Raw genomic sequence first — 13,109 nt, 5'->3', positions numbered from 1 at the left:
GAATCTGTACGAGGGCCTCCTCCCCCTGGAGAACAGCCGCGTAGGCTCGGGCTCGATGAGGATCTACACCCGCAAGGGCGACGACGGGACGACCGGCCTGTACTTCGGTGGCCGGGTGGCGAAGGACTCCGCCCTCCCCACGGCTTATGGAACCGTGGACGAAGCCCAGGCGTTCATCGGCCTGGCGAGGGCCGAGGCAGAGCCGGGATCCGAGCTCGATCAGCTCCTCGTGGCCATCGAGCGCGACCTGTGGGTGCTGATGGCGGATCTCGCCACGGACGAGACCAACCGGGCGAAGCTCGTCGCCGGGGAGACCCTCGTGACCGACGCCATGGTGGCGAGCTTGGAGCGCCGGATCGACGACCTGAGCGCGCGGTTCACGATGCCGTCCGAGTTCGTGGTGCCGGGCGGGAATAGGGTGGCGGCTGCGCTGGATGTGGCTCGCACCGTCGTACGGCGGGCGGAGCGCGACAGCCTGGCCGCCGCCGCGCCCGGCTCGCGGGTGGTCGCCTACCTCAACCGGCTGAGCGACCTGCTGTGGACCATGGCCCGCTGGCAGGAGGGCGACTCGCTCACCGCCCGAGCTGTGGCGCCTCTCGCCGGTGAGGCCGAGAAGGGAGCGTGATGGCTGTCTCGTTCGAGCATCGCAGGACGGTCCCCGCCGGCGTCGACGTCGTCGTGGTCGGCGTGCCGAGCGATCGGCTCGAGTCGGCCGGTGTGCCGGTGGAGGCCCTCACGGGGCAGGGCTTCGAGGGCAAGGTCGACCAGGTGGCGACGATCGTGCGCGACGACGGCACCACGCAGGTGTTCGTCGGCGTGGGCCCCTCCGCCGAGGTCGACGTGCTCGGGGTGCGCCGTGCTGCCGCGATCGCCGCCCGGGCGTGTGCCCGGCGGCGCTCCGTAGCGCTGACCCTGCCGGAGCTGCTGCCCACCGAGGACCGGGTGGCGGCGATCGAGGCGATCGTCGAAGGCAGCCTGCTCGCGGGCTACCGGTTCGTCCGCTACAAGTCCGATCCCTCGCCGGTGGGGCTGGAGCGACTGGTTTTGGTGGACGGCACGTCGGTGGACGGCGACGACCGCGAGGCCGCCGTGCAGCGGGGCAGGCGGGTGGCAGAGGCGGTCGCGCTGGCACGCGACCTGGTGAACACCCCTGGCGGGGAGCTGACCCCGGCGCTCTTCGCAGAGGCCGCGGTCGAGGTGGCCGAGCGGGAGAACCTGCAGGTCACGGTGCTCGGCCCCGACGAGATCGCCGAGGCGGGGCTCGGGGGGCTGCTCGGGGTGAACCGAGGTTCGACGAACCCGCCCCGGTTCGTGGAGCTGACCTACGAGCCGGACGACCCGCAGGGCTCGCTGGCCCTGGTGGGCAAGGGCATCACCTTCGACTCCGGTGGGCTGTCGATCAAGACCGCCGAGGGCATGATGACCATGAAGGACGACATGGGCGGCGCCGCCGCGGTGCTCGGCGCGTTCTCGGCCCTGGCGGCGGTGGCCCCGCGCTGCCGGGTCAGCGGCTACCTGCCGCTGACCGACAACATGAGCGGGGGTGACGCGACCCGGCCGGGTGACGTGTTGAAGATCCGCAACGGCAAGACGGTGGAGGTGCTCAACACCGACGCCGAGGGCCGACTCATCCTCGCGGACGCCCTGTCACTCGCCTCCGAGGCTCGGCCGGACGCCATCGTCGACCTCGCCACCCTCACTGGGGCGGTGGAGGTCGCGCTCGGCAACCGCATCGCCGGCCTGATGGGGAACGACCTGCACTGGATCGACGAGGTGCGCGCTGCCGCGGAACGGGTGGGGGAGCGGGTGTGGCCCTTGCCGATGCCCGACGAGTACCGGCCCCGGCTCGACTCGGAGGTGGCCGACCTGCGGAACATCTCCAAGACCAAGGACGCCGGCACGATCACGGCCGCGATGTTCCTCCGGGAGTTCGTGGGAGCGGGGATCCCCTGGGCGCATCTCGACATCGCGGGCGTGGCCTGGTGGGGTGATGCCGCCGAGGCCGACGTCAGCCCCGGCGGCACCGGTTGGGGGGTTCGGACGCTGCTGGAGCTGGCGAGGACCTTCCGCAGCGAGTCCTAGCTGCTCACTGCCGAGGGTTCGGTGCGAGCCGGGGTGAGCGGTGGGGCAGTCGGCTGGCTGCGGTGGGCTACCGCCCATCGCACTGCGTCGTGGGCCAGGGCCGGGTGGAAGTGCCAGCGGTGCGACTGCCGCTCGGCGGCCTCGACGTCCTCTCCGAGGTCCAGCATCGACAGGGCCAGCCCCCGTGCCCGCTCGCGCATCTCGGTGACGGTGACCCCGGGGGTGTTGGGGGTGGCACCCCGCTCGAGCCAGCTCTGGTGCTCGCGCTGGAGGGACTCGGGGAGCCGGAGTGCCTGCTGGCGGGTCAGTGGGGGGAGCTTGCGGCGGACGGCGAGGGTGTCGGCGCCGAGGTAGCGAGCGGCCCCGAAGCGGCAGCTGCGATCGATCGATCGCATGAACGGGGAGTTGCGGCCACCCCGCATGCCGACCCCGATGGCCCGGGCGGTCTCGGCCAGGTCGAGGGTGAAGCCTTCGGGGTGCGCGTCGAGCTGGTCCGCGACGCGCCGGAGCAGCCACACGGTCGACGGGCCGAGCACGCCCAACCAGAACTTCTCGACGTAGGTGGAGCGGGGGTCGTGCCCGAGCTGGTCGATCACCGGATCGGGCCACGGTTCCACGGCCAAGCGCTGCTGTGGGAAGGAGGGTTCGGTGAGGGGCATCGCGATCTCCGCCTTTCAGATGATGTGTCGTGTTGTTTAGATATGTTTCGTGCAACCTGGCAGCTCGTCGGCCGGCTGTCAAGGTCGGACGGTGGCAGGCTGGGTCCATGGCCGACTGGATGCCCGAGCCCGACCCGGCCGCCATCGCCGCCGCCCGAACCCTGCTCGAGGCGGCCCGATCGGTCACTGTGCTCACCGGTGCGGGGATCTCCACCGACAGCGGGATCCCCGACTTCCGGGGCCCGAACGGGCTGTGGACCAAGAACCCGAAGGCTGAACGGACCGCGCACATCGACCACTACCTCCGGGACCCGGAGGTGCGTGCTCTGGCCTGGCAGGGGCGCCTGCGCTGGATCGAGCTCGCCCCGCAGCCCAATGCCGGCCACCGGGCCCTGGTGGAGCTCGAGCGCCGTGGAGTGTTGCACTCGCTCGTTACCCAGAACATCGATGGGCTGCACCAGGCCGCAGGGCACGACCCCGCTCGGGTGGTGGAGGTCCACGGCACCATCCACGAGGTGGTGTGTTTGGCCTGCGAGCGCCGGGAGCCGGCGGGGCCGACCCTGGACCGGGTGCGGGCCGGCGAGGCGGACCCCCGTTGCCTCGACTGCGGTGGCCTGCTCAAGTCGGCCACCATCTCGTTCGGTCAGGGCCTCCGCCCCGAGGACCTGATCCGGGCCTTCGACGCCGCCGAGGCGTGCGATCTCCTGCTCGCCGCCGGATCGACGCTGTCCGTCTACCCCGTGGCGGGCATGGTGCCCCACGCCAAGCGGGCAGGAGCCACGATCCTCATCGTCAACGCGGATCCGACGGAGATGGACCCGCTGGCGGATCTCGTCGTGCACGGCTCGCTCAGCCGCATCCTGCCCGATCTCGTGGGCCAGGATTCGGACCAGGCCTGACGCTGGACCCCCCCGGGGAATGTCCGCCGTGGCCGAATAGTTGACCAGGTTGGTAGGATTTCAGGTCCGAGCCGGGCCTGTGCCGGCCAGATCGCAGACGGGACCGCCGATGCCCACCTATCGAGACCTGCTCTCCAAGACCAAGGCCGAGATCCGCGAGGTGACCACCGCCGAGGCCGACGAGCTACGGACCCGCCCGGGAGTCGTGCTGCTCGACGTGCGGGAGCCGGACGAGCACGAGCAGGGGACGATTCCCGGTTCGGTCTTCGTCCCTCGTGGGCACCTGGAGTCCAAGATCGAGAACCTGGTTCCCGGGCGTGACACCCCGCTGGTGATCTATTGCGCGGGCGGGAACCGCTCGGCGTTCGCGGCCAAGACCCTCACCGAGCTGGGCTACACCGACGTGGTCTCGATGGCAGGGGGGTTCAACCGCTGGAAGGACGAGGGTCGAGAGTGGGCCACCCCCCGGGTGCTGGAACCAGCCCAGCGCAACCGCTACCACCGCCACCTCCTGCTCCCCGAGGTCGGCGAGGAGGGGCAGCTCGCCCTCCTCGACGCCAAGGTCCTGTTGCTCGGCGCGGGCGGCCTCGGCTCACCCGCCGCCCTCTACCTCGCGGCGGCTGGCGTGGGCACCCTCGGCATCATCGACATGGACGTCGTGGACGAGTCCAACCTGCAGCGCCAGATCCTCCACAACGTCGACCGGGTCGGCGAGCGCAAGGTCGACTCGGCCAAGAAGACCCTGAGCGCGCTCAACCCGGACGTGAACGTCGTGGGCCACGACACGCGTCTGGGCGCCGATAACGTGGTCGAGCTGCTCTCGCAGTACGACATCGTGGTCGACGGGGCTGACAACTTCCCCAGCCGTTACCTGCTCAACGACGCCTCACTGAAGACCGGGACCCCGGTGGTGCACGGCTCGATCTTCCGCTTCGAGGGTCAAGCCACCGTCTTCAAGCCCCACGACGGGCCGTGCTACCGGTGCTTCATCCCCGAGCCGCCACCCGCCGAGCTGGCGCCCTCCTGCGCCGAGGCCGGGGTGCTCGGGGTGCTGCCCGGCATCATCGGGTCGATCCAGGCCATGGAGGCCATCAAGCTCATCCTGGGGCTCGGGGACTCGCTGTCGGGACGCCTGCTCGTCTACGACGCGCTGGAGGAGTCGTTCCGCACCTACAAGATCAACCGTGACCCGAAGTGCCCGGCATGCTCGATCCCGGCTGAGGAGATCGTGATCGCCGAGTACGACGAGCACTGCATGCCGCATCCCCGGTAGGCAGGAGCGCGGGCCGTCCGGGCGCCTCGCCTAGATTGCGTCGATCACGCTGATCGAACGCATCCGGCGGGAGAACCCGCTGCCCGAGGGGGCCATCCCGGTCGCGGTGGGCTTGGCCGTGAACGGCGCGGCCCTGATCGCCTTCCTCGCCATCGCCTCGCGCCGGCTGACGCCCGAGGACTACAGCGCGCTCGGGGTGCTGTGGGCGCTGGTGTTCGGTGTGGGCAACGGCATCATGCAGCCGCTCGAGCAGGAGGTGGCCCGGGCGGTGTCCGCCCGCCGTGCCCGGGGGATCGGTGCCGGCCCGGTGATCCGCCGAGCGGTGGCACTGGGGGCCGTGTTCGCAGCCGGGGTCTGCACGCTGGTGCTGGTCGGGCAGGCGTTCGTCCGGCGCGACACCGTCAACGGGTGGTTGCTGGTGGCCTTCGTGGTGGGCTTGCTGGCCTTCTGCGCCGGGCACCTCACCCGCGGCGTGCTTTCGTCCCACCATCGCTTCGGTGCCTACGCGAGCTTCTTCGCCACCGACGGCGTGAGCCGGGTCGTCCTCGCCGCCGCGCTCGCCGCCGCAGGCATCACCGCGGTCGGGGCCTACGGCTTGCTGTTCGCGGTCACGCCGTTCCTCGGGATCGCCGTGGCCCTCGCCCGGCCCCGAGGGTTGCTCCAGGACGGTCCCGAAGCCTCGTGGAAGGAGTTGACGACGGCACTGGGATGGCTCCTGCTGGGGACCGTGTCGCTCTCGCTGCTCATCCAGGGCGGGACCATCGCCGTCGACTGGTTGGCCACCGCCGACCAGCGCCAGGCGGCGGGCGTGTTCCTCAACGGCCTGCAGACGGCGCGCATCCCGCTGTTCCTGTTCCAGGCGATCCTGGCGTCGCTGCTGCCCAAGCTGTCCCGGCTGGCGAGCACCGGTGCCTATGCCGACTTCGAGCGGGCCTTGGTGCGGCTGGTGGTCGCCATCCTCGCGGTGGGCTCGGTCACCACCATCGCTGCCGCCGTGGTCGGACCGCGCTTCATCGACCTGGCGTTCGGCGCGCAGGCAGCGCTCACCAGCCGCGACCTGGCCCTGCTGGCCATCGCTTTCGTGGTGGTCATGGCCGCGATCTGCCTCGACCAGGCGCTGGTCGCCCTGGCGTCGCACAGCCGCATGGCCCTCGGTTGGTTCGTCGCGCTGGGGGTGTTCGTCGCCGTGACGGCACTCGGCGACGATCTCTACCTCCGGGTCGAGCTGGGGCTGCTGGCGGGGAGCCTGGTGGCGATGCTGTGGATGGGGGGCCACGTGGCCGTCCTGCTCCGCCGTCACGCCCGGGGACGGGTGCTCGATCTCAGCGAGGCGATGGCCGAGCTTCCGGTGCAGCAGTAGGGCTGCGAGCGCTGGCCGGCGACACCATCGACCAGCGGAGTGTGGTCTGCTTGCTACGCTCTGGCCGGGCGGAGGTCCGCGCACCTGGCGCGGCCGACGTGCGACAACCGGTCATGACTTCCTGCCCAGCTCGTCCCTCCGACCGCCGCCCCCGGCGCCACCAGCTGCTCGTGACGGCCTGCCTGGTGATGGCACTCGGCTGCTCACGGTCCGGCGGCGAGGCGGCACCGCCGCCCACCACACCCCCGCCGCCGCCCACATCCGCTGGCTCGGGGACCGCACCGACCACGGCGGCGGTGGTCGCGCCGACCACCTCGACCGCTCTTGGGACGGCACTCGATCCGCAGCCAAAGCCCGCCCCGCTCGAGCTCTCCGTCTACTGGGTGAGGCCCTTCGGTCGCCCCGATCGCCTCGACATCCCCGCGTACCGCGACACCGTGGGAGGATCCTTCCCCTACGTCCTCTACGGCTCGGCCGCGAACACCTCCGACCGGGCGATCGAGGCTCCCGCGGTGATCGCGACCTGGCGGGACGCGGCCGGCGACGTCATCGCCAGCGTTCGCGGAGCCGTCGTGGACCCAGAAGGCCGACCCCTCGCCGAGCTCGCCCCTGGCAGGGCGGCCGACTTCGTCATCGTCGTGGACGACCCGGTCCTGGCGACCCCCCTCGAGGATCGCGAGCCCGAACTGCAGGGGGTGGGCCGGTGAAGGCGGTGTGGCGCCTCGTGATCCTGGTGCTGGTCATCGTGTCGGTGTGCGGCGCGGTGCCGGTGCCCATCCCCCTCGCCGGCTCGGCCAGTCCCGCGTCCGCCCGGGGCATGGGGCAGACCCCGCTCGACGACATCCTCTACTGGGCCGACCAGAAGAAGGCCTGCGGACTCAGCCGCGACCAGCTGGCGGCGATGATGATGGCCCCGACCTACCCCGAGACCGGGGCCAGCGGGATGCAGGCGCCGTCGCCCATGACCCTCAGCCGGTGGGACACCCAGGCGGCCCTGTGGGCCTTCGGCGACAAGGCGACGCCGTACCAGCGGGCGTTCTGGCATCCCGGGGTGGGCATGTGGCAGTTCGACTCCGCGGGGGCGTGGAACCTGACGGCCGCGACCGCGATCTCGACCGCGACCTCAGCCGAGCAGGCGGCCACGGTGATGGCGCAGCGATGGTGCACCAGCCCGTCACGTGCCTATGCCTGGGGACCGTGGTACGGCTGCGCCACCACCTCCATCTGCGAGGACATCTACAACTTCATCTTCGACGGCGCACGGCTGCGGAACCTGACCATCTACTCGACCGTCACCCGCGACGGCGGGATGGAGACCCGGTCCTGCCGCCTGTTCGCCACGTCGTTGCCGTGCCACTACGTCGACCCGGCCAAGGCGCAGGGGTTCGCCGGCTGGGCCGTCCCGGGTGCGGGGCCGACGCCGGTGACCGCACCGTTCTACGTGATCAGCTACAACGGCCGCGAGTACCGGTTCTGGCTCAAGCAGGACACGGGCTACCCGGTGACCATCTCCGCCGACAAACCGATCCGGGCCAACGCCCGGACCAGTCTCGTGTGGTCCACGGCCGGGGGGCTCTGCGACCTCAGCCTGGGGCGCGGCGACTGCGGCGCCCCACCCCGGGTGGCGAGCACGCCGTGGGGTGACCGGGTGGCCCTGCCGCTCGGGAGCGTGGACAGCGCCAGCCCCGGGGCAGCGTGGATCGCCGTCGCCGGTTGGGTCATCGACCCGGACACCAGTGATCCGGTCGACGTGCACGTCTACCTGGACGGGACCTGGGTCCGTGCGGTGCGTGCCGACCAGCCACGACCCGACGTCGCGGCCGCGATCCCCGGCTACGGGGACCGGCACGGCTTCCAGACGGTGGTGCCGGGTGTGAGCGGCGGGCCGCACGACGTGTGCGTGTACGCCATCAACGTCGGCCCTTACGGTGATCACAACCCGCTCCTCGCCTGCCGCCGGGTGGTCATCAGCGGCGAGCCGTTCGGCAACGTGGACTCGACGGCGATGGCGCCGGGTGGGATGTGGGTCGAAGGTTGGGCCCTCGACCCGGACACCACCGGCCCGATCGGGGTGCACGTGTACGTCGACGGGCGCTGGGGCGGGATGGGGGTGACCGACCGATCACGCCCCGACGTCGAGAAGGTGTACCCGTGGTGGGGGCCGAACCGGGGGTACCGGGTGCTCGCCGCCGCCGCACCGGGGAGGCGGACGTTCTGCGCCTACGGCATCAACGTCGGCTGGGGTGCCACGAACCCGCTGCTCAACTGCCGGGTCGTCGACGTGCCCGACGGGACGCCGCTGGGCAGCCTCGACGGGGCGGCACGGGTGCCGGGAGGGGTCGTCCGGCTCACGGGGTGGGCGCTCGACCCCAGCACCGCCGGCGCGGTGGCGGTCCACGTCTACGTCGACAGCGCCTGGGGAGGCGCCTACACGGCCGGTACGGCTCGCCCGGACGTCGGCGCCGCGTTCCCGGGTTTCGGCGACCTCCACGGCTATGACGTCACCGTTCCCGTCGGCGCAGCACCGGCGACCCTGTGCGTGTACGCCATCAACGTGGGGCCGGGCACGACCAACCCGCTGCTGGGTTGCCGGACCATCTGAGCGTGGTAGACACCACGCCGTGAAGGGGCTCATCCTCTCGGGCGGGGCCGGTACGCGGCTGCGGCCCATCACCCACACCTCGGCCAAGCAGCTCGTGCCGGTCGCCAACAAGCCCATCCTCTTCTACGGGATCGAGGACATGGCCGAGGCGGGGATCGACGAGATCGGCATCATCGTCGGTGACACGGCGGAGGAGATCCGCGAAGCGGTCGGCGACGGCTCGGAGTTCGGGGTGAAGGTGACCTACATCCCCCAGGACGCTCCGCTGGGCCTGGCGCACTGCGTGTTGATCGCCCGTGAGTTCCTCGGCGACGACGACTTCGTGATGTACCTCGGCGACAACATGCTCCAGCAGGGGCTGGTGGAGTTCATCGAGCGTTTCGAGGCCGATCGGCGGCGGGCAGCAGAGCCCACGCTCGAGGACGATCACCGCCCGCCGTCGGCGCAGATCCTGCTCTGCCACGTCCCCGATCCTCATCGGTTCGGGGTGGCGGAGGTCGACGACGCCGGCCACGTCGTGCGCCTGATCGAGAAGCCGCCCGACCCTCCGTCGGATCTGGCCCTCGTCGGCGTCTACCTGTTCACCTCCGCGATCCACGAAGCCGTGGCCGCGATCAAGCCCTCGGCGCGCGGCGAGCTCGAGATCACCGACGCCATCCAGTGGTTGATCGACCACGGCCATCGGGTCCGCCACGAGGTCCTCGAGGGATGGTGGCTGGACACCGGCAAGAAGGACCCGCTGCTCGAGAGCAACCGGCGGGTGCTCGAGACAATCGACCCGAAGATCGAGGGCTTCGTCGACGAGGCGTCGGAGGTGGACGGCCGAGTGGTCCTCGAAGCCGGCGCCGAGTTGATCGGGTCCCGGGTGCGCGGGCCGGCGGTCATCGGGGCTCGCACGAGGATCATCAACTCCTACATCGGGCCCTTCACCGCCGTGGCCCGGGAATGCGAGATCGTGGACTCCGAGGTCGAGCACTCCGTGGTTCTGGACAAGAGCCGGATCATCGGGGTGCCGCGCCTGTTCGATTCCCTCATCGGTCGGGAGGTCGAGGTCCGCCGCTCGGGGTTGCTACCGCGGGCCACCCGGCTGATGCTCGGTGACCATTCCGTGGTCGAGTTGGACTGAGAGCGACTCGGGAGGGAGCCGCTCGCGCACAGGGTGAGAGTGGGGGCCCGATCGTGCCCGATCGCTAACGGTCGGGTCGGGCCGTTCCGATAGGGAAGGGCGACGGTCGCGCGGCGACGGCGCGCTCCGACCCACCCGGAGGTCCTCTCCCCATGCCTCATGTCCCAGCCGTGTGGTTGGCCAGCCGAGCAGCCCTCGCGGTGGCCATCGCCACGGCGGTGCTCGTCCCGGTGCTGCCCGCGGCCGCCATCACCGGGGTGGACGTGGCCTCCTACCAGCATCCCAACGGGGCCCCCATCGACTGGGCCCAGGTCAAGGCGGCAGGGCACTCGTTCGCGTACGTCAAGGCGACCGAAGCCACCACCTACACCAACCCGTACTTCGCCAGTGACTGGTCGGGCATCGCCAGCGCCGGGCTCTACCGGGGGGCGTACCACTACGCCCGCCCCGCGCTCCCGATGTCGACCGCCCAGGCCCAGGCGCGCTACTTCGTCTCCCGGACGGGCTCGATGGGTGGTCCCCTCGACCTCCCACCGATGTTCGATCTCGAGGAGACCGGTGGGCTGTCACCCAACGATCTGGTCGTGTGGAGCCTGACCTGGTTGCAGGAGGTGGAGGCGCTCACGGGTCGCCGTCCCGTGGTCTACACCGGGTACTTCTTCTGGAAGGACCAACTCGCCTCGACCACCGCGCTGTCCGGGTACCGGCTCTGGTTGCCCTCCTACACCACGAAGCCGGTGCCGACCTACGTGCCCAGCGCCTGGGGCACCTGGACGTTCTGGCAGTACTCCAGTACCGGCCAGGTCCCGGGGATCATCGGCAACGTGGACATGAACCGCTTCTGCTGCGCGGCGTCGAACCTGGTCGCGATGGCGGGACCGACGAGCGGTGTGGCCGTGGGGAACCCCTTCGGCTCGCTCGACGGCGCGTCGCTCGCGCCGGGGGCCCTGACGGTCACCGGGTGGGCGATCGACCCCGACACCGTCGGGTCGGTCAACGTCCACCTCTACGTGGACGACCGCTGGGGTGGATCCGTGACCGCGAACGGCTCCCGCCCCGACGTCGGCGCCGCGTACCCCGGCTTCGGTTCGAACCACGGCTTCCAGGCCACCATCCCGGTCGGTCCCGGGGCCCGCGAGGTGTGTGCCTTCGCCATCAACACCGGCCCGGGCACCACGAACCCGCTGCTCGGGTGCCGGACCGTCGTGCCGAACCCGGTGGGCTCGGTCGACGGCGCGTCGTCGCCCGCCAGCGGGACGCTGCGGATCGCAGGCTGGGCCGCAGATCCGGACACCACCGCGCCGATCGATGTCCACCTCTACCTCGACGGCCGCTGGATCAGTTCCACCACGGCCGATCTCGAGCGGCCCGATGTCCAGAGCACGTTCCCGGGTGCGGGGCCGAGGCACGGGTGGCTGTTCGAGGTCGGCGCCGTCAGCGGCGGCCCGCACCGGGCCTGTGTGTACGCGATCAACGTGGGCACTGGCGACACGAACCCCTTGCTCGGGTGCCGATCGGTGCTCGTGCTGGACGGCGTCCCGGTGGGCAGTGTGGACGCGGTCCAGGCCGGGGTCGGCTCGGTGACGGTGTCGGGGTGGGCACTCGACCCCGACACCGCGGACCCGATCGTCGTCCAGGTTCTGGTGGACTCACAGCTCCGGGCCACCGTGACCGCCGACCAGAGCCGCCCCGATGTCGGGCTCGTGTTCCCCTCGTACGGGGCGAACCACGGGTATCGGATCGCGGTGGACGGCGTGGGTGGCGGTCCGCACGAGGTGTGCGTGCGGGCCGTGAACGTGTTCGGTGGCGCCGGTGACCAGACGATCGGCTGTCGGAAGGTCCCCGTGTCCGGCGATCCGCTGGGCAGCGTCGACGGCGTGCAAGCCGCTGAGGTCCTCCGGGTCAGCGGGTGGGCGCTCGACCCTGACACGACAGCGCCGATCGCGGTGCACGTCTACGTCGACGGCCGGTGGGCGGGGCAAGGGCTGGCCAACGGGGACCGTCCCGATGTCGGAGCCGCCTTCCCCTCCTTCGGTTCGTCGCACGGCTTCACCGTGACGGTGCCACCCACCTCCGACGGGACCCATCAGCTGTGCGTCTACGGCATCAACGTGGCCGCCGGTTCGAACGCGTTGATCGGCTGCCGGGCGTTCACCGCCAACCGGAGCCCGTTCGGGACCGTCGATTCCGCCAGCCGGTCATCGAACCAGGTGAGGTTCCAAGGTTGGGTGATCGATCCCGATACGGCCGCACCCGTGACCGTCCACGCGTACGTGAACGGGGGCTGGGGTGGGTCCTTCACCGCCGGTGTGGCGCGGCCCGACGTGGCGCTCGTCTATCCGGACTCCGGGCCGAACCACGGGTTCGACATCACGATCGCCGTCGCACCCGGACCCCAGCAGGTATGCCTGTACGCGATCAACGTGGGACCGGGCAGCACCAACCCCTTGCTCGGCTGCCGGATCCTGTGAGGTCGTCCCGATCGGGATGGAGCGGACACCCCCAGGGCTGCCCAGGCGGTAGCGTGGCCGTCCCATGGCCACCATCACGGAATCGGACACGATCGCCGGCGTGTACCTCGTCGATCCCGTCGTCCACGGCGACGATCGTGGGTTCTTCGTCGAGACCTACCGCAGAGCATGGTTCCCGCAGGGGCGGGAGATGGTGCAGGGCAACCGCGGTGACCGGCAAGCGGGAGCCGTTGTCGGTCTCCACTACCACCTCCACCAGGCGGACTACTGGTACGTCCCCTACGGCACGGCACGGGTGGTGCTCCACGACCTCCGGGTCGGTTCACCGACCGACGGCGCGACCATGACCCTCGACCTGGGGCGCCAGCCCGACGGCACCCATTCCCACCGCGGGGTGTTCATCCCACCGGGCGTGGCCCACGGGTTCGCCGCGCTCACCGACATGACCATCACCTACCTGGTCGACGGCTACTACAACCCTGCCGACGAGCTCGGTGTGGCCTGGGACGACCCCGAGATCGGCGCGGACTGGGGCGTGGCCGACCCCATCCTGTCCGATCGTGATCGGAAGAACCCGCGGCGCTCGGAGATCGAGCCCCGCTGGCGACCGCACAACGGTCTGCGAACCTGATGATGC

Annotated in this window: 11 protein-coding genes; 10 read left to right on the top strand and 1 reads right to left on the bottom strand. The window is 71.0% G+C overall.

What is annotated here, in order from left to right:
- The first annotated feature begins 55 nt into the window (after positions 1-55).
- Together HZF19_RS11515 and HZF19_RS11510 are read left to right on the top strand one after the other, a co-directional pair.
- Positions 56-625 carry a cob(I)yrinic acid a,c-diamide adenosyltransferase gene (locus tag HZF19_RS11515; protein WP_208028933.1) on the top strand — a complete coding sequence of 190 codons (570 nt, stop codon included), beginning with the start codon at positions 56-58 and terminating at the stop codon, positions 623-625.
- A complete protein-coding gene (locus HZF19_RS11510; RefSeq protein ID WP_208028932.1) occupies positions 625-2,082 on the top strand; it encodes a leucyl aminopeptidase in 1,458 nt (485 codons plus the stop codon). Before HZF19_RS11515 ends, HZF19_RS11510 begins: the two co-directional genes overlap by 1 nt.
- Here HZF19_RS11510 and HZF19_RS11505 read toward each other — a convergent pair.
- Entirely contained in the window at positions 2,079-2,741 is a 663-nt protein-coding gene (locus HZF19_RS11505) for a hypothetical protein (RefSeq protein ID WP_208028931.1), read from the bottom strand. The genes HZF19_RS11510 and HZF19_RS11505 overlap by 4 nt on opposite strands.
- 107 nt (positions 2,742-2,848) lie before the next feature.
- On the opposite strand from HZF19_RS11505, the gene HZF19_RS11500 reads away from it, so the two are divergent.
- The 8 genes from HZF19_RS11500 (at position 2,849) to HZF19_RS11465 (ending at position 13,103) form a co-directional block, all read left to right on the top strand.
- The gene (locus HZF19_RS11500; RefSeq protein ID WP_208028930.1) at positions 2,849-3,640 is read left to right on the top strand and encodes an SIR2 family NAD-dependent protein deacylase; all 792 of its coding nucleotides are present in this window, start codon (positions 2,849-2,851) and stop codon (positions 3,638-3,640) included.
- Between the two features lie 109 nt (positions 3,641-3,749).
- Positions 3,750-4,913 (top strand): molybdopterin-synthase adenylyltransferase MoeB, encoded by a 1,164-nt coding sequence (moeB, locus tag HZF19_RS11495; RefSeq protein WP_208028929.1) that lies wholly within the window; start codon positions 3,750-3,752, stop codon positions 4,911-4,913.
- Between the two features lie 106 nt (positions 4,914-5,019).
- Positions 5,020-6,273 (top strand): lipopolysaccharide biosynthesis protein, encoded by a 1,254-nt coding sequence (locus tag HZF19_RS11490; RefSeq protein WP_208028928.1) that lies wholly within the window; start codon positions 5,020-5,022, stop codon positions 6,271-6,273.
- 296 nt (positions 6,274-6,569) lie between these two features.
- Entirely contained in the window at positions 6,570-6,980 is a 411-nt protein-coding gene (locus HZF19_RS11485) for a hypothetical protein (protein ID WP_208028927.1), read from the top strand.
- Positions 6,977-8,875 carry a hypothetical protein gene (locus tag HZF19_RS11480; RefSeq protein ID WP_208028926.1) on the top strand — a complete coding sequence of 633 codons (1,899 nt, stop codon included), beginning with the start codon at positions 6,977-6,979 and terminating at the stop codon, positions 8,873-8,875. Before HZF19_RS11485 ends, HZF19_RS11480 begins: the two co-directional genes overlap by 4 nt.
- A 19-nt stretch (positions 8,876-8,894) precedes the next feature.
- A complete protein-coding gene (locus tag HZF19_RS11475; RefSeq protein ID WP_208028925.1) occupies positions 8,895-10,001 on the top strand; it encodes a glucose-1-phosphate thymidylyltransferase in 1,107 nt (368 codons plus the stop codon).
- A gap of 152 nt (positions 10,002-10,153) precedes the next feature.
- On the top strand, positions 10,154-12,472 hold the full coding sequence (locus HZF19_RS11470; RefSeq protein WP_208028924.1) for a glycoside hydrolase family 25 protein: 2,319 nt from the start codon (positions 10,154-10,156) through the stop codon (positions 12,470-12,472).
- Between the two features lie 64 nt (positions 12,473-12,536).
- On the top strand, positions 12,537-13,103 hold the full coding sequence (locus HZF19_RS11465; RefSeq protein WP_208028923.1) for a dTDP-4-dehydrorhamnose 3,5-epimerase family protein: 567 nt from the start codon (positions 12,537-12,539) through the stop codon (positions 13,101-13,103).
- The last annotated feature ends 6 nt before the right edge of the window (positions 13,104-13,109 follow it).

The sequence above is a fragment of the Rhabdothermincola sediminis genome (assembly GCF_014805525.1).
Taxonomy (GTDB): Bacteria; Actinomycetota; Acidimicrobiia; order Acidimicrobiales; family Acidimicrobilacustridaceae; genus Rhabdothermincola; species Rhabdothermincola sediminis.
Note: the sequence above shows the minus strand (reverse complement) of the source record. Positions and strands in the feature narration are given on the sequence as shown.